This is a genomic window from Streptomyces sp. NPDC002577 (genome assembly GCF_053594815.1).
Map to the genome: position 1 here is coordinate 90,249 of NZ_JBSFWK010000005.1, position 23,006 is coordinate 113,254.

At 69.7% G+C, this 23,006-nt stretch carries 25 protein-coding genes and 1 tRNA gene; 16 read left to right on the plus strand and 10 right to left on the minus strand.

Annotation, left to right across the window (positions count from 1 at the left end; genetic code table 11):
• Positions 1-257 precede the first annotated feature (257 nt).
• On the plus strand, positions 258-2,099 hold the full coding sequence (locus ACWD4J_RS09760; RefSeq protein ID WP_451394794.1) for a putative bifunctional diguanylate cyclase/phosphodiesterase: 1,842 nt from the start codon (positions 258-260) through the stop codon (positions 2,097-2,099).
• A gap of 58 nt (positions 2,100-2,157) precedes the next feature.
• Here the strand turns inward: ACWD4J_RS09760 and ACWD4J_RS09765 are convergent, their stop codons facing one another.
• The 3 genes from ACWD4J_RS09765 to ACWD4J_RS09775 all read right to left on the minus strand — a co-directional run bounded on the left by ACWD4J_RS09765 (position 2,158) and on the right by ACWD4J_RS09775 (position 4,938).
• Positions 2,158-3,279, minus strand: coding sequence for an LLM class flavin-dependent oxidoreductase (locus tag ACWD4J_RS09765; RefSeq protein ID WP_451394795.1), 1,122 nt, complete (start codon positions 3,277-3,279; stop codon positions 2,158-2,160).
• Between the two features lie 81 nt (positions 3,280-3,360).
• Complete coding sequence (locus ACWD4J_RS09770) at positions 3,361-4,098, minus strand: maleate cis-trans isomerase family protein (RefSeq protein WP_451394796.1); 738 nt, start codon at positions 4,096-4,098, stop codon at positions 3,361-3,363.
• A 33-nt stretch (positions 4,099-4,131) separates the two neighbouring features.
• Positions 4,132-4,938, minus strand: a complete 807-nt coding sequence (locus tag ACWD4J_RS09775; protein ID WP_451394797.1) for a maleate cis-trans isomerase family protein — start codon at positions 4,936-4,938, stop codon at positions 4,132-4,134.
• 326 nt (positions 4,939-5,264) lie between these two features.
• Here ACWD4J_RS09775 and ACWD4J_RS09780 point away from each other — a divergent pair, with 326 nt between their 5' ends.
• The gene (locus ACWD4J_RS09780) at positions 5,265-6,212 is read left to right on the plus strand and encodes a D-2-hydroxyacid dehydrogenase (protein WP_451394798.1); all 948 of its coding nucleotides are present in this window, start codon (positions 5,265-5,267) and stop codon (positions 6,210-6,212) included.
• Positions 6,213-6,298: 86 nt separating this feature from the next.
• Positions 6,299-7,699, plus strand: a complete 1,401-nt coding sequence (locus tag ACWD4J_RS09785; RefSeq protein WP_451394799.1) for an amidase — start codon at positions 6,299-6,301, stop codon at positions 7,697-7,699.
• Between the two features lie 184 nt (positions 7,700-7,883).
• Here ACWD4J_RS09785 and ACWD4J_RS09790 read toward each other — a convergent pair whose 3' ends face one another.
• Positions 7,884-8,384, minus strand: a complete 501-nt coding sequence (locus ACWD4J_RS09790; RefSeq protein WP_451394800.1) for a DUF3830 family protein — start codon at positions 8,382-8,384, stop codon at positions 7,884-7,886.
• Between the two features lie 175 nt (positions 8,385-8,559).
• Here ACWD4J_RS09790 and ehuB point away from each other — a divergent pair, with 175 nt between their 5' ends.
• The 12 genes from ehuB to ACWD4J_RS09850 all read left to right on the plus strand — a co-directional run bounded on the left by ehuB (position 8,560) and on the right by ACWD4J_RS09850 (position 18,294).
• Positions 8,560-9,468 (plus strand): ectoine/hydroxyectoine ABC transporter substrate-binding protein EhuB, encoded by a 909-nt coding sequence (ehuB, locus tag ACWD4J_RS09795; protein WP_451394801.1) that lies wholly within the window; start codon positions 8,560-8,562, stop codon positions 9,466-9,468.
• A 15-nt stretch (positions 9,469-9,483) separates the two neighbouring features.
• A complete protein-coding gene (gene ehuC / locus ACWD4J_RS09800) occupies positions 9,484-10,227 on the plus strand; it encodes an ectoine/hydroxyectoine ABC transporter permease subunit EhuC (RefSeq protein ID WP_451394802.1) in 744 nt (247 codons plus the stop codon).
• Positions 10,224-10,868: an ectoine/hydroxyectoine ABC transporter permease subunit EhuD gene (gene ehuD, locus ACWD4J_RS09805; protein ID WP_451394803.1), complete on the plus strand. Its 645-nt coding sequence runs from the start codon at positions 10,224-10,226 to the stop codon at positions 10,866-10,868. The genes ehuC and ehuD overlap by 4 nt, the downstream gene beginning before the upstream one ends.
• Entirely contained in the window at positions 10,858-11,697 is an 840-nt protein-coding gene (gene ehuA, locus ACWD4J_RS09810; protein ID WP_451394804.1) for an ectoine/hydroxyectoine ABC transporter ATP-binding protein EhuA, read from the plus strand. Before ehuD ends, ehuA begins: the two co-directional genes overlap by 11 nt.
• A gap of 199 nt (positions 11,698-11,896) precedes the next feature.
• The gene (locus ACWD4J_RS09815; protein WP_451394805.1) at positions 11,897-12,655 is read left to right on the plus strand and encodes an IclR family transcriptional regulator; all 759 of its coding nucleotides are present in this window, start codon (positions 11,897-11,899) and stop codon (positions 12,653-12,655) included.
• A gap of 118 nt (positions 12,656-12,773) precedes the next feature.
• Positions 12,774-12,847: transfer RNA gene (locus tag ACWD4J_RS09820), tRNA-Lys, on the plus strand.
• A 287-nt stretch (positions 12,848-13,134) separates the two neighbouring features.
• Complete coding sequence (locus tag ACWD4J_RS09825) at positions 13,135-14,310, plus strand: glycosyltransferase (RefSeq protein ID WP_451394976.1); 1,176 nt, start codon at positions 13,135-13,137, stop codon at positions 14,308-14,310.
• Between the two features lie 243 nt (positions 14,311-14,553).
• Positions 14,554-16,236: a sensor histidine kinase gene (locus tag ACWD4J_RS09830; protein ID WP_451394806.1), complete on the plus strand. Its 1,683-nt coding sequence runs from the start codon at positions 14,554-14,556 to the stop codon at positions 16,234-16,236.
• 39 nt (positions 16,237-16,275) lie between these two features.
• Positions 16,276-16,704 carry a roadblock/LC7 domain-containing protein gene (locus ACWD4J_RS09835; protein ID WP_451394807.1) on the plus strand — a complete coding sequence of 143 codons (429 nt, stop codon included), beginning with the start codon at positions 16,276-16,278 and terminating at the stop codon, positions 16,702-16,704.
• A 22-nt stretch (positions 16,705-16,726) separates the two neighbouring features.
• Entirely contained in the window at positions 16,727-17,086 is a 360-nt protein-coding gene (locus ACWD4J_RS09840; protein ID WP_451394977.1) for a DUF742 domain-containing protein, read from the plus strand.
• Positions 17,064-17,663 carry a GTP-binding protein gene (locus ACWD4J_RS09845; protein WP_451394808.1) on the plus strand — a complete coding sequence of 200 codons (600 nt, stop codon included), beginning with the start codon at positions 17,064-17,066 and terminating at the stop codon, positions 17,661-17,663. The genes ACWD4J_RS09840 and ACWD4J_RS09845 overlap by 23 nt, the downstream gene beginning before the upstream one ends.
• Before the next feature lie 46 nt (positions 17,664-17,709).
• Complete coding sequence (locus ACWD4J_RS09850) at positions 17,710-18,294, plus strand: GAF domain-containing protein (protein ID WP_451394809.1); 585 nt, start codon at positions 17,710-17,712, stop codon at positions 18,292-18,294.
• An 86-nt stretch (positions 18,295-18,380) separates the two neighbouring features.
• Here ACWD4J_RS09850 and ACWD4J_RS09855 read toward each other — a convergent pair whose 3' ends face one another.
• Together ACWD4J_RS09855 and ACWD4J_RS09860 are read right to left on the minus strand one after the other, a co-directional pair.
• The gene (locus tag ACWD4J_RS09855; protein WP_451394810.1) at positions 18,381-19,619 is read right to left on the minus strand and encodes an acyl-CoA dehydrogenase family protein; all 1,239 of its coding nucleotides are present in this window, start codon (positions 19,617-19,619) and stop codon (positions 18,381-18,383) included.
• 472 nt (positions 19,620-20,091) lie between these two features.
• Positions 20,092-20,739, minus strand: a complete 648-nt coding sequence (locus ACWD4J_RS09860; RefSeq protein ID WP_451394811.1) for a GOLPH3/VPS74 family protein — start codon at positions 20,737-20,739, stop codon at positions 20,092-20,094.
• Between the two features lie 105 nt (positions 20,740-20,844).
• Here ACWD4J_RS09860 and ACWD4J_RS09865 point away from each other — a divergent pair, with 105 nt between their 5' ends.
• Positions 20,845-21,276: a helix-turn-helix domain-containing protein gene (locus ACWD4J_RS09865; RefSeq protein WP_451394812.1), complete on the plus strand. Its 432-nt coding sequence runs from the start codon at positions 20,845-20,847 to the stop codon at positions 21,274-21,276.
• A gap of 28 nt (positions 21,277-21,304) precedes the next feature.
• Here ACWD4J_RS09865 and ACWD4J_RS09870 read toward each other — a convergent pair whose 3' ends face one another.
• The 4 genes from ACWD4J_RS09870 to ACWD4J_RS09885 form a co-directional block, all read right to left on the minus strand.
• Positions 21,305-21,547 (minus strand): hypothetical protein, encoded by a 243-nt coding sequence (locus ACWD4J_RS09870; RefSeq protein ID WP_451394813.1) that lies wholly within the window; start codon positions 21,545-21,547, stop codon positions 21,305-21,307.
• Between the two features lie 53 nt (positions 21,548-21,600).
• A complete protein-coding gene (locus ACWD4J_RS09875) occupies positions 21,601-21,906 on the minus strand; it encodes an IS3 family transposase (protein WP_451394814.1) in 306 nt (101 codons plus the stop codon).
• On the minus strand, positions 21,903-22,196 hold the full coding sequence (locus tag ACWD4J_RS09880; RefSeq protein WP_451394815.1) for a transposase: 294 nt from the start codon (positions 22,194-22,196) through the stop codon (positions 21,903-21,905). The genes ACWD4J_RS09875 and ACWD4J_RS09880 overlap by 4 nt, the downstream gene beginning before the upstream one ends.
• A 111-nt stretch (positions 22,197-22,307) precedes the next feature.
• Positions 22,308-22,994 carry a hypothetical protein gene (locus ACWD4J_RS09885; RefSeq protein ID WP_451394816.1) on the minus strand — a complete coding sequence of 229 codons (687 nt, stop codon included), beginning with the start codon at positions 22,992-22,994 and terminating at the stop codon, positions 22,308-22,310.
• Positions 22,995-23,006: the final 12 nt, after the last annotated feature.

Here is a 23,006-nt window from a genome sequence, read left to right on the forward strand (position 1 = left end):
CACAAGCGGTCATCCGTCGAAGGAACCCTGGCCCGGCCTGGGCAAAAACGATCTGGCGTCGTGCAGGGGTGCGGCGTATCGCCGGATCGAGGCTGGAACGGGCCGGCGGCCGGCCTCTATGATCGGCACGATTTCCTGCGCGGACGGGGCTCAGGCGGTCCATCCCCAGTCGGTGACCGCCTTTTCCCCGCAGCAGGAACGGCTTGGGGAGCGCCCCGTGGCCCTGACCGAGATGGACTGCACTGCGGGAGCGAACGGTGAGCGGAACGTCCGAAGACCCGGCGCCCGAGGCGGATCTCATCCGGCCGGCCGTCACGGAGCGTCGCGCAACCCCGCTCGGCCGCGACGGCCTGGGGTCCGGCCCTGACGTCGTGCACGACGAGCCCGGCGCCGTGCAGACCGCCTTCGCCGCCGCCCCGCTCGCCATGGCCGTCGTCGACCGCGAGGGACTCGTCCGCTACGCCAACGAAGCACTCGCCGCCCTCTACGGCGGGGACCCCGAGGCACTGGCCGGGCAGACCGCCGCGGACCTGGTGGACCTGGCGTCCGACACCCGCACCTGGCATGCGTACCGCGACGTCCTGCGCGGCCGGCAGGCCAAGTTGCGTTGCACCCGCCGCCTCAAACATCCCGACGGGCACTCGGTATGGGCCCAGATCACGGTCGCTCCGCTGCCGGACGACGGCGGCGAGGACGCGGTGCTGCTCTCGGTCCGGGACATCAGCGTCCGCCGAGAACTCCAGGCGCGGCTGCGCCATCTGCAGATGCACGACCCGGTGACCAGGCTGCCCAACCGGACCCTGTTCTTCGAGCGCCTGGCGGCGGCCCTGGATACGGGGCCGTACGAGGACGGCACCGGGCGGATCGGGCTGTGCTATCTCGACCTCGACGGGTTCAAGGCGGTCAACGACACACTGGGCCACCGGGTCGGCGACCGGCTGCTTGCGGCCGTCGCGGAACGGCTCACGCGCTGCGCGGACCAGGCCGGTCACACCCGGGCCGCCACTCCCCTCGTCGCACGGCTCGGCGGCGACGAGTTCGCGCTGCTGGTGGAGGACTCGACGGGCACGGAACAGCTCGCGGAGCTGGCCGAGTCCGTGCTGCAGGCCCTGCAGGAGCCGTTCGACCTGTCGGGGCAGCGGCTGTCCGTGTCGGCGTCCATCGGTGTCGTCGAGCGGCGGGCCGCGGACACCAGCGCGACGGGGCTGATGCAGGCCGCGGACACCACGCTGTACTGGGCCAAGGCGGACGGCAAGGCCCGCTGGACGCTCTTCGACCCCGAGCGCAACGCCCACCGGATGACCCGCCAGGCGCTGTCGTCCACGCTGCGGCCCGCCGTCGACCGCGGTGAGTTCGCCCTGGAGTACCAGCCGTTGGTGGGCATGGAGGACGGGGGGCTGCACGGAGTCGAGGCGCTGGTGCGCTGGCATCACCCGCAGTTCGGAACGTTGACGCCGAATCGGTTCATCGGACTGGCGGAGGAGGACGGCTCGATCGTCCAGCTCGGCCGTTGGGTGCTGCGCACCGCCTGCCGCCAGGCCCGGCAGTGGCAGCTGGACCACCCGGGCGTGGAGCCGGTCTTCGTGAGCGTCAATGTGGCGGTGCGCCAGGTCTGGGACTCCGACCTGGTCGGCGACGTCGCGGCCATCCTCGCGGACACGGGCCTCGCCCCGCGTCTGCTGCAGCTGGAGCTCACCGAGTCCGCCGTGATGGGCTCCGCGGGGCGGCCGCTGCAGGCCCTCCAGGCCCTGAGCGACATGGGCGTGCGGATCGCCATCGACGACTTCGGCACCGGGTACTCGAACCTCGCGTATCTCAGCCGGCTGCCCGTGTCGGTGCTCAAGCTGGACGGCTCGTTCGTACGGGGGTTCCGGTACGAGGACGGGACGCATCCCAACCCCGCCGACGAGGTCATCGTCGAGGCTCTGGTGCAGCTCGCCCACCGGCTGGGGCTGACGGTCACCGCGGAGTGCGTGGAGACCTCCGGTCAGGCGACCCGGTTGCGGCGTATCGGGTGCGATACGGGGCAGGGGTGGCTGTACTCCCGCCCCGTGACGCCGGACCGCATCTCGGAGCTGCTGACCGGCGCCGGGGCCTGACAGGCGAAGGGGGCACCCTGCCATGCGGGCGCCCCCGCCACGTGGGCACAGGGTCCGCTCAGGCGCGCGGCATCCCGTACGCGTCCGCGATCAGTTCGTACGAGCGCACCCGCACGTCGCCGCCGTGCGCGTTCGCCGTGATCATCAGCTCGTCGGCGCCCGTGCGCTTCTGGAGGTCGTCGAGGCCGGCGCGGACCTGGTCGGCGGTGCCGTGGACGACGTTCGCGTTCCAGCCGTCGATGAACTCGCGTTCCAGGGAGTTGAAGGGGTACGACTCGGCCTCCTCCGGGGTCGGGACCAGGCCGGGGCGGCCGGTGCGCAGCCGGACCATGTTCAGGGCCGCGGCCAGCACCTGGCGGCGGGCCTCTTTCTCGTCGTCCGTGGCCAGCGCCGAGACGCCGATCAGGGCGTACGGGGCGTCCAGCACCTCGGACGGCTGGAAGGAGTCGCGGTACAGATCGAGCGCCGGCAGGGTGTTCTGGGCCGAGAAGTGGTGCGCGAAGGCGAACGGCAGGCCGAGGACTCCGGCCAGCCGGGCGCTGAACCCGGAGGAGCCGAGCAGCCAGATCGGCGGCCGGTGCGGGGACTGCACGCCGCCGGGAGACGTCGACTGGACCGGCCCGGGGACGGCGTGGATACGGGTGTACCGGTGGCCGTCCGGGAAGTCGTCGTCCAGGAAGCGGGTCAGCTCCGCGAGTTGCTGCGGGAAGTCGTCGGCGCCCTCGTGCGGCCGGTCCGTGCGGCGCAAGGCGGCGGCGGTCGCACCGTCCGTGCCTGGTGCGCGGCCGAGCCCCAGGTCGATGCGGCCCGGGGCCATCGCCTCCAGCGTGCCGAACTGCTCGGCGATGACGAGAGGCGCGTGGTTCGGGAGCATGACACCGCCCGAGCCGAGGCGGATCCGGTCCGTGTGGGCCGCCAGATGGGCGAGGATCACGGCGGGCGACGACGAGGCGACGCCGGGCATGGAGTGGTGCTCGGCCACCCAGTAGCGGTGGAATCCGCGGCTCTCCGCGAGGCGTGACATCTCGACGCTGGTGCGCAGGGCGTCGGTGGCGGTGCGGCCCGCACCGACGGTCACCAGGTCCAGTACGGACAGGGGCACGGTTGCGGTGCCCTGGGCCTTGCCGCGGATCTCGTCGGGTCCGGTGCTGGGTCCCTCGTTGGGTTCGTCCACTGACACGGTGGGGGTGCCTCCTGGTTCGTACGTCGCATTGCGCGCGATGTGCCAACAGGAGGGGGACTCCGGTTATTCCCTCCAGCCCTACCCCTTCACCTGCACGATCGGCTCCTTCGTGAAGAGTGCGCCGAGCCGCGGCGCGTTCACGCGTCGCGAGACCAGGCGCAGGGCCTCCCAGACCGTGACCTGGTTGGCGGTGAGCAGGGGCTTGCCGAGCTCCTGTTCCAGGTCGTGGATGTGGGCCGCCGTGTGGAGGGCCGTGTCGGGGAGCAGGACGGCCTCCGCGTCCGGATGGTCGCCGCTCCGGGCCAGCTCCCTGACCTCGTCGCGCCCCCACGTGCCGACCTCGGCCGCCGTCATGATGCCGCTCCCCCGCACGGAGACGACCTCCGTGCCGGAGGCCTTCAGGAACGCGGCGAACAGCGCGGCCACGTCGTCCGGGTACGTCGCCGCGATCGCGACGCGCCCCGCACCCACCTCCCGTACGGCGTGGGCGAACGCGAACGAGGTGCTGGACGCGGGCAGGCCCGCCGCCATGGCCAGCGACCGCACCTGTTCCTGGGCGCCCTCCCAGCCGTGCACGAAGCTGCCGCTGGTGCACGCCCACACCACCGCCTCGGCGCCGGCCAGCCGCAGCTCCTCGACCCCGGCCGCGAGCCGCTCCGGCGACCCCATCTCAAGCAGCGCGTCGACGCGGTGGGCGTCCTCGCCGATGTCCGTGTGGATCACCGCGAGCCGGATGTCGCTGCCCAGCAGCTGCTCGATGCGCGGGTAGTCGTCCTCGGCGGAGTGGCCCGGGTACAGGAATCCGAGTGCGGTCACGTCCAGCCTCCTTCGCTGGGAAGCCCCCTGGCGTCAGGGCAAGGGGGGAGGTCCGTCGGGCAGGGCAGGGGGGTCGAGCTGCGCCGCGCCCGGCCTCGCGCCGGGATCGATCAGCGCCTGATACGGCCCCACCGCCCGCGTACCCAGACGGCGCAGCGCCGACCACATCGTCACCTGATTGGCCGAGATCACCGGTATCCGGAGCTCGGCCTCCAGCTGAGGGATCACGTCGTACGTGGGCAGATTCGTACAGCTGATGAAGAGGGCGTCCGCCGCTCCCCGTACAGCATGCCTCGCCATGGCGACGACGTCGCGGTACGGCACCTTCCAGATGTGCCGGGTCAGGCCGAGGCAGGCGCGGCCGGTCACGTGTACGCCCGCTTCCGCCAGATACTCCTCCAAGGCCCTGGTGACCGACACCGTGTACGGGGTGACCAGGGCGATCCGCCGGGCGTCCAGCTCGTCCAGGGCCTCGAGCAGCGCACCCGATGTGGTCAGCGCGGGGAGCCGCTCGTCGGCCGTGGCGCGGGTCATCGCCTCGCACATGGCACGCTCACCCGCGATGCCGCCCACGAAACTGCCCGACGTGCAGGCGTAGGCAAGGACCTCCGGCTCGGCGGCGCTCAGCGCCCGGACCGCCTCGTCGAGCGTCTCGTGCTCGCTGACCAGTCGCGCCAGGTCGAGACTGACCTCGACGGGCACATACGGCGTGCGGGTGAGATGCAGCGAGACGTCGTCCGGGACCCAGCGCCACAGCTCGCGGTCGAGTGCGAAGTCGAAGGGGGCGACGACACCGACACCGCGCTGCGGGTGGGGTCCACCGAGGAAGGAGACGTCCATGACCAGGCCCCTGTTCACTGAAGGTGAGCAGTTGTGCGGAAGAAGCGCCTGGCCGGGGGCCGCGAGGGCCGTCGGCCGGGAGGAGAAGCGGGAGCCGGCGCACGCCGGGACGTCGGGACTGTGTTGACGACGGTAGGTTCGGGTGCCAGCGTGGTCAATCCGCACACCTCAGACCGTACGTCTCCGACGACAGACCGATCATCGACCGCACATCTCCGACCGACTCCGGTCACGGCCATGACCGCCATGACCGCCCTGACCGCCCTGACCGGCACAGGCAATCCATCGAGAGAAGCGGACCGGCATTGCGAAACGGTTTCCCCCCGATGTCCGAAGTAACCCTTCTTGTTCTGGACGCCGAGCCACCGCCGCGGCTGGGACGGCTGACGGGACGCGCCCGGGTCGTCCATGCCGACGAGGCCTCGCTGGCCGCCCAACTTCCGGACGCGGACGTGCTGTTGGTGTGGGACTTCGCATCGGACGCGGTACGCCGCGCCTGGCCCGGCGACGGACCGCGGCCGCGCTGGGTGCACACCGCGAGCGCGGGCGTGGACCACGTTCTCTGCCCGGAACTCGTCGCGTCCGACACCGTCGTGACGAACGCGCGCGGCATCTTCGACCAGCCGATCGCCGAGTACGTGGCAGCTCTCGTCCTGGCCATGGCCAAGGATCTGCCGCGGACGTGGGACCTGCAGCGGGAGCGCACATGGCGCCACCGCGAGACGCAGCGGGTGGCGGGCACGCGCGCGTGCGTGGTCGGCTCCGGCCCGATCGGCCGGACGATCGAGAGGACGCTGAAGGCGCTCGGCGTGATCACGGCTCTGGTGGGCCGGGCACCGCGGACCGGTATCCACGGCCCGGAGGACCTGGACCGGCTGATGGCGCGCGCCGACTGGGTGGTGTGCGCGGCGCCGCTCACGGACGAGACGCGCGGCATGTTCGACGAGCGGCGGTTCGGCGTGATGCAGCCGTCGGCGCGGTTCATCAACGTGGGCCGCGGGGCACTCGTCGTCGAGAAGGACCTGGCGCAGGCGCTGTCGAAGCGGTGGATCGCGGGCGCCGCCCTCGACGTGTTCGAACACGAGCCCCTGCCGCCGGACAGCCCGCTGTGGGAGGCCCCCGGCCTGATCGTCTCGCCGCACATGAGCGGCGACACGGTGGGCTGGCGGGACCAGCTCGGGGCGCAGTTCGTCGAGCTGTACGAGCGGTGGGAGGCGGGGAGGCCGCTGCTCAACGTGGTCGACAAAAAACGTGGGTATGTACCGGGGCGCTGATCACGCGCACCGGCTTGATCGCGCACTGCCCCTAGTCACGCCAGTCACGCACTGCCCGTCGCCAACGCGCCAACCAGGGAGAGCGAATGACCGAGCTCACCGAACTGACCGCGACACAGCTCATCGACGGTTACCGCAAGGGGGAATTCAGCCCCGTCGACGCCACCCGCGCGGCACTGCGCCGCATCGGGGAGACGGAGCCGGCGGTCAACGCTTTCGTACGCGTGGACGCGGACGACGCGCTCGCACGGGCCGAGGAGTCCGCGGGGCGCTGGGGACGCGGCGAACCGGCCGGTCTCGTGGACGGCGTACCCGTCTCGGTGAAGGACATCCTGCTGCTGCGCGGCGGCCCCACGCTTCGGGGCTCGCGAACCGTCCGCCCCGAGGGCGCGTGGGACGAGGACGCACCGTCGGTGGCACGGCTGCGCGAGCACGGCGCGGTCTTCCTGGGCAAGACGACCACCCCCGAGTTCGGCTGGAAGGGCGTCACGGACTCACCCCTCTCCGGCGTCACCCGCAACCCGTACGACACCTCGCGCACCGCGGGCGGCTCCAGCGGCGGCAGCGCGGTGGCCGTGGCGCTCGGCGCGGGGCCGCTGTCGCTGGGCACGGACGGGGGCGGCAGCGTCCGTATCCCCGCCGCGTTCTGCGGGATCTTCGGGCTGAAGCCGACATACGGGCGGGTGCCGCTGTACCCGGCGAGCGCCTTCGGGACGCTGTCGCACGTCGGGCCGATGACCAGGGACGCGGCGGACGCGGCGCTGATGATGGACGTGATCGGCGCCCCGGACGCGCGCGACTGGTCCCACCTGGGGCCGGCCTCGGTCGGCTTCCGGGACGCGCTGGACGGCGGGGTGCGAGGCCTGCGCATCGCGTACTCCCCGTCGCTGGGCGGCCAGGTCGCGGTCCAGCCGGGCGTGGCGGCCGCGGTACGCCGCGCGGTGGAGCGGCTCGCGGAACTGGGGGCGTACGTGGAGGAGACGGACCCCGACTTCACCGAGCCGGTGGAGGCGTTCCACACCCTGTGGTTCAGCGGGGCGGCACGGGTGGCACAGAAACTCTCCGCCGCCGAGCGGGAGTTGCTGGATCCTGGGCTGCGGGAGATCTGCGGGTACGGGGCCCGCTACAGCGCGCTCGACTATCTGGCGGCAGTGGACGTACGGATGGACCTGGGCCGCCGGATGGGCCGCTTCCACGAGACGCACGACCTGCTGGTGACCCCGACGCTGCCGCTGACCGCCTTCGAAGCGGGGGCGGAGGTACCGGCGCGGTCCGGCCACCGGCGGTGGACGGGGTGGACTCCGTTCACGTACCCCTTCAATCTGACGCAGCAGCCCGCGGCGTCGGTCCCGGTGGGCCTGGACGGTGCCGGGCTACCGGTGGGGCTGCAGCTGGTGGCGGCCCGCCACCGGGACGACCTCGTCCTACGGGCCGCGCACGCGCTGTACGAGGCAGGGGCGGCGGGGGTGGCGCGGCCCGCCTTTTAGAGGGGCTCAGTTTTCCGACGCGTACGCCACGAAGGATACGGAGCTGCCTGGGATCGGAGACCGGGCGACCATTCGCCACCGCTGTTGAACGGCCCACGGCCGAGCGAAGCCCTCGCCGACCGCTGGGGCGTCACACCAGGCCCGATCCCCCGCAAAACGGTGTGGGCCGAGCTGCAGTGGAGGCCTACGCCCGCCGAAAGCTGAGCGTCTCCCCCAACGCCCCGGCCCGCCACAAGTCGTTGCACGCCTCCGCCATCCGATCCAGACCGTCCACGACCTGACCCCAGACAATCCCCGGCACCCACCCCACATCCCCGTTGAGCAGCAGATTGTTCCGCTCGTAGAACAGAGCCAGGTCGACGACTGTCGAGCCGGGGCGGACACCGGCGCCGGGCTCGTACCCGTAGGCCTGCGTGCCCAGTTCCGTGCCGGAGAAGGAGAAGTAGCAGAGGTCGCCGGGGATGGGGGTCACCGTCGGGTTCTCGAGTGGGGGTTCCTGGGCGGCGAAGGCCGAAAAGAGGGCGTAGATCTCGTTCCTGGCGTACTTCGCGTGGTAGACGTCGCTGCCGAGCGGCAGCGCGTCCCACACCGCCGCACACGTGACCGGGGCCCGGTCGTCGAGCAGCTTCGCGGTGCATCGGACACCTCGCTTGGCGAGGGAGAGCTCCAGATAACGATCGGTCATGCCACCACACTCCCCGGCAGCAGGGGGACCCATTCCCCCGCAACCGGGAAACGAAAAGGTCACCGTCAGATCACCGTTGTATTACATCAACTGGTCTGGCCGCATAGGACACCGACATCGGGCAGGCGCCTCCACTGGCTACATCTGGCAGGGCTTACATGGAGGTTGCACGCCCATGACCGAGTTCCCGAACCTGTCCCGCAGGGGTTTCCTCACCAGAACTGCGGCTGTCGGCAGTCTGCTCACCGTCCCTGGACTCCTCACAGCGTGCAGCAAGACGGAGAGCGCCAGTGGCAGCAACAGCAAGGGCGGGAAGCTCCAGCAGCTGAGGAAGCAGGGCTACGTGAAGGTGGCCTATGCGAACGAAGCCCCCTACGGGTACGAGGAGAACGGGCAGCTCAAGGGCGAGGCCCCGACCCTCCACAAGGAGATCTTCAAAGCCCTGGGCGTCGACGAGCTGCGTCCGACGTTCTCCGAGTGGGACGGCCTGATCCCCGGCCTGCAAGCCGGCAAGTACGACGTGATCAGCGCTGGTATGGCCATCATTCCGGAGCGCTGCCAGGCCGCGCTGTTCTCGGAGCCGGAGTTCATCTCGCCCACCGCGATGATGGTGAAGAAGGGCAACCCCGAGAACCTCTCCGACCTGGCATCGGCCATGAAGGCCGGCGTCACGATCGGTGTGATGTCAGGCGCCGTGGAGAAGAGCTACGCCACCGCAGCCGGGGTATCCGGCAGCAAGATCAAGACGCTGCAGAAGCCACAGGACGGCGCGGACGCGGTCAAGTCCGGCCGGATCGAGGCCTTCCTGCTGACCGGCATCTCGCTGAAGTGGCTCGCCAAGACCAACACCGGTGTGGAGGTCACCGAGCCGTTCGTGCCCGTGATCGACGGCAAGAAGCAGTACAGCCCGGGCGGCGCCGTCTTCCGCAAGGGCGACGAGGAGCTGGTGGACGCCTTCGACAAGGAGCTGAAGAAGATCACCTCGGACCCGGACCGCTACGTGCAGCTCATCGGTAAGTACGGCTTCGGCAAGTCCGAGCTCCCGCCGGCGGACCTGAAGACCGCCGACCTGTGCAAGGGCTGACGGGGACGCCTCCGCATGGGTGATTTCTTCTCCTATTTCATCAACCATCTGTCACAGGTCTGGTCGGGGCTCGGGGTGACGCTCACGGCCACACTCCTCGGTTCGGCCGTCGCCCTCGCCCTGTCCTTTGTGTTCGGCTTCATGGCGAACAGCCGGCCCGTGCTCGTGCGGGGGGCGTCGCGGGTGATCGTGGAGTTCTTCCGCGGCACCTCGCTGTACGTCCAGCTGTTCTGGCTCTACTACGCGTTCCCGCTGATGACCGGCTACCAGCTGACCCCACTGTTCTGCGGTGTGGTTGCGTTCGGCCTGAACTACGGCGCGTACGGCTCCGAGATCGTGCGCGGCGCCCTGAACGCCGTACCGAGGGCGCAGTGGGAGGCGGCCGTCGCGCTGAACATGACGCCGCTACAGCGAATGCGCCGGGTGATCCTTCCCCAGGCCTGGGTGCAGATGATCCCGCCCTTCACGAATCTGCTGATCCAGCTGCTCAAGTGCACGCCGCTGCTGTGGCTGATCTCGGCGGCCGACCTGACGACGGTGATCCAGCAGATGCGTGACCGCACGGGCTCGTCGTCAGCCGCGTACCTGACCCTGCTGCTCATGTACTTCGTGCTCGCCTACGCACTGACCCTGCTGATGAACGCGCTGGAACGCCACACCAAGTCGCGGCTCGGCCGACACGAGGGCGCCCGCAGCCTGCTGCGCAGCCGCAGCGCCGAGACAGCGCAGCGGTCCGAGATGGCCGGAGGCACCCGATGAACTACGACTGGAACTGGGACGCCGTCCGCGAGTCGCTGCCACTGCTGTGGGACGGCTTCCGGACGACCCTGCTGGCGACGGTTCTCGGCACCCTGGTGGCCGCCGTGCTCGGACTGGTCGTCGCGATGACCGGACGTGCACCGACCCCGCTGGTGACCATGCCGGTGCGGGCGGTCACCGAGTTCGTACGGTCGACACCGATGCTGGTGCAGCTCGTCGGCGCCTACGCCGTGTTCCCCTCATTCAGTCCCCTCACCATCGGCATCGCCGTGCTGGGCATCCACTACGCCTCGTACCTCGCAGAGGTGTACCGGGCGGGCATCGACGCCGTACCGAAGGGCCAGTGGGAGGCATGCCGGGCGCTGTCCATGTCGCAGCGACGGACGTGGGGGGCCGTGATCCTGCCGCAGGCGGTGCGCAATGTACTGCCCGCACTGGGCAACTACGCGATTTCCATGTTCAAGGAGACCCCGTTCCTGGCCGTCATCACGGTCATGGAGATGGTCGCCCAGGCCCGGGAGTACGGAGCGTTCCACTTCGCGTACGCCGAGACATTCACGCTCGCGGGCCTGATCTTCCTGCTGGCGAGCTACCCGACCTCGCTTCTGATGAGAAAGCTGGAGAAGCGCCTTGGCCACTGACCCCCTGCAGAAGACGAATCCCGAGGACAGCGCGGCGGGCGTGAGCCCGGCCGTCGCGCCGCCGGGGCACCTGGTGGAGTTCGACCAGGTGGTCAAGCGATACGGCGACCACGTCGTCCTTGACCACCTCGACTTCACCGTGCAGCGCGGACGGCACGTCACCCTGATCGGCCCCAGCGGCTCCGGCAAGACCACCATCCTGCGTCTGCTGATGACGCTGGAGAAGGCCAGTGAGGGCGTCATCCGGGTGGCCGGTCAGCCGCTCTCCCACATGGTCACCCAGGACGGCACGCTCAAGCCCGCCAACGAGAAGTACCAGCGTGAGATCCGCAAGAAGATCGGAATGGTCTTCCAGCAGTTCAACCTGTTCCCCAACATGAACGTGCTGCAGAACATCACCGAGGCGCCGGTCAACGTCCTCGGGCTTGACCGCGCCGAGGCCGAGGACCGCGCCACAGAACTCCTGGAACTGGTCGGACTGCAGGAGAAGATCACCGCGCATCCGACGCAGCTCTCCGGCGGCCAGCAGCAGCGGGTGGCGATCGCCCGCGCCCTGGCGATGCGCCCGGAGATCCTGCTTCTGGACGAGGTGACCTCCGCCCTCGACCCGGAGCTCGTCGCCGGAGTTCTGGACGTCCTGCGCGACATCGCGCGCACCACGGACATCACCATGCTCTGCGTCACCCACGAGATGAACTTCGCGCGGGATATATCGGACCAGGTGTTGATGTTCGACTCCGGGCGAGTCGTCGAATCCGGGGCACCCGAAAAGATCTTCGGTGATCCGGAGCAGGAGAGGACGAGGGAATTTCTCAGCGCGGTCCTCTGACGCTTCATGATCGCGAACGGCAATCTCCGAGGCAGTGGCGCCGGGGAATGACCCTGGCATATGCCAGGGTGGCGCGTTCCTGCTGAGAGGCATGGAACGCGCCACCTATCTCGTCAACAAACGGTCCGCGAGGGCCCTTTGACGGCTATCGTGGTATGCGGCCCAGCTGTCCGGAACCGGCCCATAGCAGGGGGAAGCCGTGGCGCTGAAGCACGAACCGACCGTGCCGCACCACTCGGTGCAGCACACCTTGCGTCTCCTGGAGATCATCTCCCGGCGAGGCGGCGGAGTGACCACCGCCGAGCTCGCACGGGACACGGGGCTGCCCACCGAGCGGCTCGCCCCGATGCTGCGAATGCTGCGCCGCGAAGGGTACATCGAGCGGCTGGCCGACGGCGCGTACACCGCGGGCGACGCCCTGACCAGGCTGAGCTCCGCACAGGGCCGCGACCAGGCCCTGCGTGACAAGCTCCAGAACACCCTGGACAAGCTGCGCGACTCCGTCGGCGCGGCGGTCTACTTCAGCCGGTACGTCGACGGCGAGATCCGCATCACGCAGTACGCCGACGGCCCGCGCACCCCCAAGGTCAACGAGTGGGTGGACTTCCGCTCCGCCGCGCACGCCAGCGCGATCGGCAAGAGTCTGCTCGGCCAGCTCGACCTGAACGGCCGCCGCGATCACCTGTCCCGTCACAAGATGGCCCGGCTGACCTCCCGGACGATCACCAACGAGCGCGTCCTGCTCAACAGGCTCGACGCCCAGCCGCCCACGGTGCCGGTGCTCGACCTGCAGGAATACGCCGTGGGCACGGTCTGCGCGGCCGTCCCGGTCACGGCCGGCTCCGCCGTCGGCTGCCTCGCGCTCTCCCTCCCGATCGAGCACGCCTACCGCTTGCGCCATGCGGCGGACACGCTCAACCGGGAGGCGGCGCCGGTGGTGCTGTCACTGGCGCTCTAGTCGGCGATCCAGGGGTCGGGGTAAGAGAGCGCCGGGCCTGCCGAAGGCCCGCGCTCTCCGTCGCCGCGGGTGGTCATGAGCACCCCTCGGGACCAGGTAGTATTTTCTTCGTCAGCAAGCGCCGCTAGCTCAGTTGGTTAGAGCAGCTGACTCTTAATCAGCGGGTCCGGGGTTCGAGTCCCTGGCGGCGCACTAGCGATTAGGTCGCTGACCTGGGCGTTCTCGGTTTCCGAGGACGCCCTTTCGCTTTGCTTGATCGCGGACCGGTGAGCTGAGGCCGGCACCCCCTGGGGGCTGGCGCCCGGTAACGCGGGCCTACCCCCGAGTCACGTAACCGCGCGTGCCGGAAATCGAAACTTCGAGTTCACAAACGCGCAAGCTTCATGGCTCCTCATAGCGGGCAACCCGCAGATCACGGGCGTAAAACAGCTCCCGTGATGCGGGACAGGCAAAAGGTGCACGCGATGGAAGAACTCCGTGTGCTGTCGGTCTACGAAGGCTTCTTCTCCGGAGGAGCCCGGATCGTCCACAGCGATGTCGTGATGGGGCTCCACGAGAGCGGGCAGCGCCATACGGTGCTGAGTATCAACGGCGAAATGCACCGCGAGGCGACCACTCAGCGGATGCAGGACGACGCCTGCTATCGGTCGCTGACGGCGGCCGGAGTGCAGGTCGGCACGCTGGGGCGGGGCCTCGGCGCCGGCCCGGGGGCGTTCACCGGGCCCGAGCTGGCCGCGACGGCCAGGGCCACGGCGGGCGCCGACGTCATCCTGTCGTTGAAGGAGCAGCCGCTCGAACTGCTCAACCAGGCGGGGCTGCCGCGCAGGCCCGTCGTGGTGTGCCTGCACCGCTCCGACCCGGAGAACCAGGGGCCGGCCCTCGACGAACTCAGGCGGGCGGTCGCCGACGGCAGGATCGCCGCCGCGATCTGCTGCGCGGAGTCGACCCGTGCGGCATACGAGGCCGCAGGCGTCCCGGCGGGGCTACTGCATGTCATACCCAACGGCGTGGACCTGCTGCGCTTCCGCCCGGACCCGGACCGCCGGGCCGGGCTGCGGGCGGCGCTCGGGATATCGGATGACGCCCCCGTCGTCGTCTTCGCGGCACGCTACGCCGCCATGAAGAACGTCCCGCTGTTCCTGCGTGCGGCCCGGTCCTGGCTGCGGCGGGAGCCCGACGGGCGCGTCCTGATGTGCGGTGCGGGCATGACCGCGGCCAACCCCGGCCTGCGTACCGACATCGCGGCCGCCTTCGGCGACGAGCCGAGGCTGGCCGAGCGGATGTCCCTGCTCGGGGTGCGGTGCGACATGGAGGCCGTGTACGCCGCCGCCGACGTGGTGACCCTGACCTCCTCCTCCGGCGAGGCGGCACCGCTGAGTCTTATCGAGGGCATGATGTGCGGCGCCGTCCCGGTCGCGACCGATGTCGGCGACTGCGCCGCGCTCGTGGCCGGGCACGGGTACCTCACCCCGTCCGACCCCGACGCCATCGCCCTGGCCTGGGGCGAAGCGGCAGCGCACGGCGGCCGCTTCGCCCCCGCCCTGGCCCTCAGCCGGGAGCGGTTCAGCCGGACCAGGATGATCGCCGCCTACGCCACCCTCATCCAACAGATCCATTCCGGCGCCGGCCGGGCACCGCTGCCCGAGCCCCTCTGAGGCTGCCGGAGACCTTGTCTCGCAGGTCGTTATTGCGTATGCAGTGACACACAACGGCGGGCACTCGCTTAGTCAGTTGTTCGGCGCATTTCCGAAGCACCTGGTACGTCGGTGCGATTACGCCACCTGAATGAGAGTGGCGTAGGGTATCGACGCATTTAACTGCCCCACCACGTACGTCTATTGGTGGGCAGCCTGCGGTGCGTCGGTGTGTGTCCGTACTGGCTGATCGAGAGGACTCCGATGCCTGAACCGACCTATGCAGCACGCCCGGCCGCCGGTCAGCCGGCGGGCGCGGCCGCGGCACGGCAACGCAAGAGACACAGCAGGTCTCCGGCCCAGGACCCGGGGCTGGATCCCGCCACCCGCTCCCGTCTCCTTCGCCTTGCCGTTCTCCCCGTGGCCGCCCTCGCGGTGGTCTCCATCGCCGTCGTCGTCATCGTCCTGCGATTGCAGGAGGGAACCGCCGACGCCGCCACCTGGGGCGTGCTGGCCGCCGCCGTCGTGCTCGGCTGCAGCTGCCTGGCCGGCGCCGTGGTCGCCGCCAATGCCGAGACCCGCGCCACGTCGCGCCGGTACGCGGCCCTGCAGCAGTCCGCCGCCCGTGGCCAGGCGGACCTCCAGGACATGGTGCGCCGCCTGGAGCACGGTGAGCGGCCCGAGCAGCCTCCTTACCCCCATCCCACCTCCTCCGAAGCGAGCGCGGTCGACCGTCTCGCGCACGAGATCGCCCTCCTCCGTGGACACGCCGCGGCGGCTCTCATACAGGTGGCGCAGCCCCCCGCGCTCCACTCGGAGAACGAGGGCAAGGAGAGGGCCGAGGTCTTCGCCAATCTCGCCCGACGGCTGCAGTCCCTCGTCCATCGCGCGATCGGCGAGATCGACGAGCTCGAGCACGAGGTCGAGGACCCCGAGCTGCTCAAGCGCCTGTTCCAGGTCGACCACCTGCTGACCCGCAACCGGCGCTACGCGGAGAACCTCGCGGTGCTCGGCGGCGCCGTCTCCCGCCGCCAGTGGAGCAAGCCGGTGAGCGTCATGGAGGTGCTCAGGTCCTCGATCGCCGAGGTCGAGCAGTACTCCCGGGTCAAGCTCGTGCCGGAGATCGAGGGAACCGTCCACGGTCACGCCGTCGCCGACGTCATCCACCTGCTGGCCGAACTCGTCGAGAACGCCACGGTGTTCTCCAAGCCGCACACGAACGTTCTCCTGAGCTCCCAGAAGGTCGCGGCCGGACTGGCGGTGGAGGTCGAGGACCGTGGCCTCGGCATGCAGCAGGAGGACCAGATTCGGTTCAACGCGCTGCTCGCCAACCCTCACGAGTTCGACATCAGCAAGCTTCTCGCGGACGGCCGCATCGGCTTGTTCGTGGTCGCCGAACTGGCCCGCCGGCACGGCATCGCGGTACAGCTGCGGCGGAACATCTACGGCGGCGTCCAGGCCGTCGTCGTGATCCCGCACCGGCTGCTCGGTGACGAGTCCCCCGAGCGGCACGAGGCGCCGCGTCAGGCGCCGGCCGACGTGCCCCGCCCCGCCGCGGCGGTTCCCGTCCACCGTTCCGCCGTCCAGGCGGCGCCTGCGGCGTACCCGCTGCCCGCTCCCCCGGCGACGATGGCGCAGCCGCTGCCCGAGGTGCGGCCCGTGACCATGTCGGCGCACGTACCGCAGCAGCACTCGCGGGCCGCCGAGCCGCCTCCGCCGCGCGACTACGGGTCGGCGTACCACGTCGAGGCCCAGGAGGGGCGGCCGCAGCTGCCGAAGCGCCACGCGCAGCAGCACCTGGTCCCGCAGCTCAGGGAGGATCTCGGCACCGCTGTGACCGGGGACGAGCAGGACGTGGAGCCCACATTGCACAACTGGACCGCTTTTACGGGGGGCTTCCACCGTGCCGAGGACGCGGGCGAGATTCCGTCGGACGACTCTCGCTAGCCGCAGGCACCCCTCACTAACAGGAGAAGATCGTCACCAATGAGCGATATCCGTTCCACCGGCCAGGAACTCGACTGGCTCCTGCAGAATCTGCTGACCGCGGTGCCAGGCACGCGGCACGCGTTGCTGCTGTCCTCCGACGGACTGAAGAAGGCCGCTGTCGGACTGACCGATGACGATGCCGACAGTCTTGCGGCCATCGCTTCCGGGCTGTCTTCGCTAGGCAAGGGCGTCGCGGGCCGGTTCGGCGGCGGCGGCCAGGTGCGCCAGGTCGTCGTGGAGGTCGACACCGCGCTGCTGTTCGTGTCCTCGGCGGGGTCCGGCGCCGTCCTGGCCGTCCTGGCGGGGCCCGAGACCCTTCCCGACGTTCTGGGATACGAGATGGGCATGCTGGTCAAGAAGGCCCGCCCGCACCTTGCCACGCCCGCCCGTCGAGCGACGAACGTGCCTCTCGATGCGGGGTTCTGAGGAGGCGGACGCGCAGGACGGGATGTGGATGGACGAAGACGCCGGCCGGTTAGTACGGCCCTACACCGTCAGCGGCGGGCGCACCCGGCCATCGGCGGACTTCGACCTTCTCACCCTCGTGGTGGCCACGGGCAGCAAGCCCAAGATGTATCTCGGGCCCGACCATGACCAGATCCTCGACCTGTGCCGTGCCGTCCCCGTCTCCGTGGCCGAGCTGGCCGCCCACATCGGGCAGCCGGCCGTCATCACGAAAGTCCTGATCAGCGACCTCGCTGAGCACAAGGCGCTCATCACGAAGGCGCCCCATGCCATCGAGGCCGCAATCCCAACCGACCGAGAGACCCTGGAGGCGGTGCTGCGTGGGCTTCGCAAGCGGCTCTGACCCCTTCCCCACAGCCCTGAAGATCCTGATCGCGGGTGGTTTCGGGGTGGGCAAGACCACCTTCGTCGGAGCGGTCAGCGAGATCACCCCGCTGAGCACCGAGGAGCTGCTGACGGCCGTCAGCGCGGCGACCGACAACCTTGACGGCGTCGAGGACAAGTCGACCACCACCGTGGCGATGGACTTCGGCCGGATCTCCCTCGAGAACACCGTCCTCTATCTGTTCGGCACGCCCGGCCAGGAGCGGTTCTGGTTCATGTGGGACGAGCTGTCGAACGGGGCCCTCGGCGCCGTGGTGCTCGCCGACACCCGCAGGCTGGACCAGTGCTTCGCCGCCGTCGACTACTTCGAGCGCCGCTCCATACCGTTCGTCGTGGCGGTCAACGAGTGGGACAACGCGTACCGCTACAGCCCCGACGAGGTGCGCGCCGCCCTCGATCTGAGGGGCAACGTGCCCATCGTGATGTGCGACGCCCGGATCTCCAGCTCGGGCACCCGCGTGCTGGTCGAACTCGTACAGCACGTGCTCAGCAGCTCCGTTCCCGCGACCCCGGCGGCGGAGCCCTACCTGCGCTGACCCCCCGACTCAGCTCAGCCGAACACTCCAGTCGAACGGAGCTCCCATGTCGACCAGCCCTGAACCGTACGCCCCCTATGACCCGAGCCATCGGCTCGCAACCCCGCAGGATCCCCAGGCGGCCGCCCGTGTGGCCAGGCTGCGGGAGATCGGGATCGGTGACGCCCCGGTCCCGGAGTTCGACGAGTTCGCCAAGCACCTGGCCCATATAACGGGCGCTCCCTATGCCATGGTCAACTTCATCGACGAGGACCGCCAGTTCTTCGCCGGGCTCTACTCACAGGAGCCCGACCAGGGCGGCGTGGAACTGCCGCAGCAGCAGGAGCCGGTCGGCCGGGAGATGCCGAAGGACCACGGCTGGTGCCCGCACGTCGTCACGCGCCGCAAGGCCATGCCGCTGGGCGATGTCTGCGCCTATCCCCGGTTCGCGGGCAACCCGGTCATCGACAAACTGGGCATCCGCGCCTACCTGGGTACGCCCCTGATCGACACGAGGACCGGCATCACGCTGGGAACGATCTGCGTGGTGGACACGGAGACCCGGGAGTGGGGCCAGGAGGGTGTGGAGACGATCAAGGCGATGGCGGAGCAACTGGTCCGCCGGATCCACGACATCGAGGACGGCCACTGAGGAAGGCGTGCCTTCCTGTGCGGAGGGCGCCTGATCCCACTGCGGGAGCCGCGGGCACGGCGCTGTGTCCGTGGCTCCCTCGCGTTTCACACGGAACGGCCGGCCGTCGCCAGCTGCTCCTCCTGGCGGTGCTCCGCCGGTGTTGTCCGCACCAGGTCGGACAGGCGCTCGGACCACTGCCCCTTGGCCGTGCCGAGGGCCAGTTCGCCCAGCCTCAGCAGCTGGACGTCGGAGGTTCCGGCCGGGGCGTAGATGTGCTGAGCGTCGCGCAGATACCGCTCGATGGGGCGGTTGGTGAACAGGCCCGCCGCAGCGTGGATCTCCATGGCGTCGCGAGCCGACTCGATGGCGTACTCGTGGTTGAGGAGTTTGGCATTCATCAGCTCCGGGTCGCAGGGAAGCCCGTGGTCCAGCGAGTGCACGGCGTGGTAGGCCGCCAGCCGGGCCGTCATCAGCCGTGACTGCATCCTGCCCAGCTTGAGTTTGATGGTGCCGAGCTCGCCGAGCGGCTTGCCGTATCTCTCGCGCTCGATGCAGAAGGCGGTCGTCTCTTCGAGGATGGCCTGGTGGATGCCCAGGCTGACCGCGGTGAGGTTGGGGCGCCCGTAGAGGATCGACGAACTGTAGGCGACCGCCAGGCCCTGGCCTTCCGCGCCGAGCAGGTTGGCCGCCGGAACCCGGCAGTTGTCGAATATCAGCTCGCCGAACGAGAACCCGTGAAGGCCCATGGCGGGCTGGTGCTCGGCGAGCGAGAAGCCGGGGCGGTGGGACTCGACGAGGAAGGCCGAAAGCCCCTTGGAACCGGGACCCGTGCGGACGACGACACCGTGCAGGTCGCCGACGTGGGAGTTGCCGACGAAGACCTTGCGGCCGTTGAGGATGTAGTCGTCGCCGTCGCGGACCGCGGTGCTGCCCATGCCCAGGACGTGGCCGCCCGATTCCGGCTCGGTGACGGCGATCGTCGGCAGGCATTCGCCGGCGGCGATGCGGGGCAGCCAGGTCTGTCGTTGGACGGCGTTGCCGAAGTGGATGATCTTGGCCGTGCCCAGCTGCGACGCCTGGACCATCGCTCCCATCGCTCCGCTGACGCGCGACAGCTCTTCGATGATGATGGTCTTGGCCAGGTGCCCGGCACCCATTCCGCCGTAGGCCTCGTCCACGGTCGCGCCGATCCAGCCCTGACGTGCTATCAGCCGGGACAGTTCGTGGGAGACCCCGCGCCGGGCCTCCATCTCCTCGATTCGGCGGCGCACTTCGCGTTCGGCGAAGTCACGCACACGCTGTCGTAGCTCCTCGTGTCTCTCGGTGGTGAAGTAGCGTTCCACGACAACCCTTCTCCGCGCGCCTTCCCCCGCGTCCGGTGGGACGGGGGATCAATCGTCGGGCAGTGGTTCCCCGTCCCCTGGCTGCCGACGGGAATATGGTCCACAAGTCGACCCATCGCAGCCAAGATCGTTTGTCGACTTTGGCTGAAACACTACATGTTGCATTTTGATCCCAACTGTGCGATGCGGTAAGCATCTTGTTCACATGCTGATACACAGTGGGGAGAAGCTGCGCGAGTGCGACCAGTGCCGACCCGACACGCCACTGGCCTGCCCACGAGGCACTTGCCCGGCGGACGGGCGGTCGTAAGGCGCCGGAAACCGGCCATTGAGCCCTGTTCTGCCGAGCTTGCAGGTTTGGCCGCGCGATTGTCGCGTTTCAGCCGTGACTGAAAAGGCGCGGAGATGTGCTTACGACGGCATAAGCATGGGTTCGTGTGCGCCTGGCCGGCCGCGCGGGCCGGCCCGGGCGTCAGCTCGCCAGAAGTACCGTGAAGAGGGCCGTGTCCAGGCCCCGGAACACCTCGTGCCACGGGCTGTCGGTCACGGTGCTGCGGACGAGCCGCCCGGCCCTCGCCTCCACCGTCCCCCGGTCCTCGTCCGGCAGCACCGCCGCGAGCGCGCCGACCGAGTGCAGCAGCATGACAAGGAGCAGGGTCGGCTCGTCCTGCTGCCGGCCCTGGATGACCGCGCCGCGGATGCGCCCTACCGCCTCGCTCTTGTACGCGTGATCGACGAGGGGCCAGGCATGGGTGCGGACGAGACCGAGGAGCCGTCCCTCCTCCTGCCGCAGCAGCCCGCGTCCGACCAGGCGCTCCAGCAGCGGCGGCCAGCAGTCGCGGCCGATCGTCTCCGCCACGCAGGCCAGCCTCGTCTGCCGGCCCGCGAGTGTCTCGAGGGCCTTGTCGAGCACCGGGTCCCCGGTGGGCGCACTGTCGTGTACGACGGGCCTGACGTCGGGTGACACGGCCGCGGGAGATTCGATGGCGATCCGGTCGGCCCGCACCAGGTCCAGCAGGATCGCGCCGCCCACCGCACAGCGGCGGCGTCCCAGGTCGACGGTGCTCCGGCCGGACTCGTTGAGCAGGAGGAGGGCAAGATCTTCGGTCAGAGTGGGCATACAGGCTCTTTCACAAGATTGGTCTGGAAGTACCACCCGCCCGCCGACATAGACTCGGCATCACCCGTACGCGTCAACGCATCGCTAGCGAGGAAGAAACCGTCCGTGGCCAACGCACTGCAGGAATTGGTGAAGAGCCGGCTGGAGCAGCAGGGCTGGTCCTACGGCGACGTGGCGCGACGCGGCGGTATTCCGCGTTCCACCGTCCATCACCTGGCGACTGCGGAGCGAGTGACCCGTATGCCGCAGCAGAGCACGCTGGAGGGCCTGGCGCGCGGCCTCGAGTTGCCGCTGGACTCCGTGCGCAGGGCCGCAGCCGAGGCCTGCGGGATCCATCTGTACTTCGAGGAGCCGGCCGACACCGCCGCCGCCGACCCCGAGGTCGCCACCCTCATCGCCAGCGTTCAGCGGCTGTCCGTGGCCGACCGCCGGCACGTCACCGCGCTCATCGAATCCCTCCTGCGCGACGCCGACGCCGTCCCCGGCTCCGGTCCCGGAAACGGCTCGGGCGCCGGATCCGGATCCGGCTCCGACTGACCGGGGCCTTGTCCGCGCCGTCCGCCGCTCACCGCTCCCTCAGGGTCCGCAGCCAGCCGATCACGACGCTCACCGTCTGGTAGTCGAGCTCGGCGATCCGGGCGACGGCGTTGGTGTCGGGCAGCCGCACGGGGATGCACGCGGCGTCCAGCGCGCAGTGCAGCATCACCTGGTGCGCCTGCGTCGCCGGCAGGTCCTCCCCCACGCGCAGATAAGGGCGCAGGAACGCGGCGATGGGCAGTGGTGGCGTGGGAAACGTCGGAAATTCCATGGCTGAGCTCCGATCACTCTCTCGTTCGCGTAACGGAGCTCGAAGGTTCGGGCTCACGACGCGTCGGACGAGCGCCGCCGATCACCTGAGAGGCCTTGGAGACCGGCCCTGCGCATGAGGAGTTGCACTGTTCCGTGGCTGATCGTGATGCCGTATGTCAGCGTCAGTTCGTCGTGAATGCGTCGATATCCATAGGTGCCGCCCGAGGCGGAGTGGATGACGGTGATGACCTCGGTGAGCCAGGCGTGGCGGAAGGACCGTGCGGAGGGAGGGCGGGAGCGCCAGGTGAAGTACCCGGACTCGGTCACCCCGAGGACCCTGGTGGCGATCCGCACGGGCAGACCGCCCTGAGCGATCACATGTACTGCCTCGAATCTTCTTTTGGGGACACCGCGTCACACAGCAGATCGGTCGCGCGCCTGAGGACGGCGAGCTCGATCTCCAGCTCGGTGATGCGTTTGCGTGCGGCGTTGAGTTCTGCCCCGGCATGCGGGATGGAGCGTCCCCTCCGCAGGTGCGGCAGGTATCGGCGCCGCCACTGGTAGATCGTCCGCTCCTTGAGGCCGAGATCGACGGCGACCTTCTTCACGGGCTCGCCCACGGCGAGCAGGTCGAGGGCCTGGCGGCGCAGCTCAGGTGGGTAACGCATGGCTGTTCATCCCTCCGTGAGGACTGGAGAAGGGTCCGCCCCGGCCCGGGGAGAGGAGGAGCTCCCCGAGCCGGGAGACGGGCGAAGGTTCGCTACAGGCGTGTCCGCGGCCTAGTCGATGTGACGCCGCAGGGTCACGGAGGGCCGGAAGCTCTGCAGCGGTTCCACCGCCGCACCGCGCGGTGCGGCTGCCAGCGCGTCCTTGAGCAGGCTCACGACGTCGGCGGCGAGGTCGTCGGCACGGCTCTTGACGACGTCGATCGAGTCGCGGCTGCGCTCCAGCTCGTCCAGCCGCCCTTCGAGTACGGCCAGCTGGTCCCTGGTCGAACGACTGAGGGTGAACGAGTACGGGGTGGAGACGACGAACTGGTAGGCGCCGGCGAACGTCTGGCAGCCCTCGCAGTGGTCGTTGACGGCGCGGCTGGTGTTCTTGGCGTTGAGGTGCGCCAGGGTGCCGGTCGTGGTGACGACCTGGAAGGACAGGGCGACCGACCGGCACGGGTTGTCGATCGAGCAGCCGACGGAGCGGGCGACCGCCCTGTTGACGGCACCGGCGCCGATGACCGATCCGAGCTCGCGGATCGCGAACTCGTCGTCGTAGTCGACACGGTGCCTGGGGGTGGCCTTCGCGTTGGCTTCGTCGATCGCGATGCCGATGTGGGCGATGTTCGCCTGGGTCGATGTCGCGCCGGCCGGGCTCGCGGTGGCGAAGCCCGCCATGCACGCGGTGGCCAGGATGCCCAGACGCGCGGCCCTGCGGCCGGCATCACTGGTTCGTGGCTTTCGGTGGGTCGTCACTGAGTGCTCCTT

Bases quoted from the DNA above. Each gene is read 5' to 3' on its own strand.
- ACWD4J_RS09790 (WP_451394800.1), bottom strand. From the start codon at position 8,384: ATGACCGATCGTTATCTGGAGCTCTCCCTCGCCAAGCGAGGTGTCCGA.
- ACWD4J_RS09780 (WP_451394798.1), top strand. From the start codon at position 5,265: ATGTCCGAAGTAACCCTTCTTGTTCTGGACGCCGAGCCACCGCCGCGG.
- ACWD4J_RS09850 (WP_451394809.1), top strand. From the start codon at position 17,710: ATGTCGACCAGCCCTGAACCGTACGCCCCCTATGACCCGAGCCATCGG.
- ehuD (WP_451394803.1), top strand. From the start codon at position 10,224: ATGAACTACGACTGGAACTGGGACGCCGTCCGCGAGTCGCTGCCACTG.
- ACWD4J_RS09830 (WP_451394806.1), top strand. From the start codon at position 14,554: ATGCCTGAACCGACCTATGCAGCACGCCCGGCCGCCGGTCAGCCGGCG.
- ACWD4J_RS09840 (WP_451394977.1), top strand. From the start codon at position 16,727: ATGTGGATGGACGAAGACGCCGGCCGGTTAGTACGGCCCTACACCGTC.
- ACWD4J_RS09880 (WP_451394815.1), bottom strand. From the start codon at position 22,196: ATGCGTTACCCACCTGAGCTGCGCCGCCAGGCCCTCGACCTGCTCGCC.
- ehuC (WP_451394802.1), top strand. From the start codon at position 9,484: ATGGGTGATTTCTTCTCCTATTTCATCAACCATCTGTCACAGGTCTGG.
- ACWD4J_RS09775 (WP_451394797.1), bottom strand. From the start codon at position 4,938: ATGGACGTCTCCTTCCTCGGTGGACCCCACCCGCAGCGCGGTGTCGGT.
- ACWD4J_RS09835 (WP_451394807.1), top strand. From the start codon at position 16,276: ATGAGCGATATCCGTTCCACCGGCCAGGAACTCGACTGGCTCCTGCAG.
- ACWD4J_RS09870 (WP_451394813.1), bottom strand. From the start codon at position 21,547: ATGGAATTTCCGACGTTTCCCACGCCACCACTGCCCATCGCCGCGTTC.
- ACWD4J_RS09785 (WP_451394799.1), top strand. From the start codon at position 6,299: ATGACCGAGCTCACCGAACTGACCGCGACACAGCTCATCGACGGTTAC.
- ACWD4J_RS09860 (WP_451394811.1), bottom strand. From the start codon at position 20,739: ATGCCCACTCTGACCGAAGATCTTGCCCTCCTCCTGCTCAACGAGTCC.
- ehuB (WP_451394801.1), top strand. From the start codon at position 8,560: ATGACCGAGTTCCCGAACCTGTCCCGCAGGGGTTTCCTCACCAGAACT.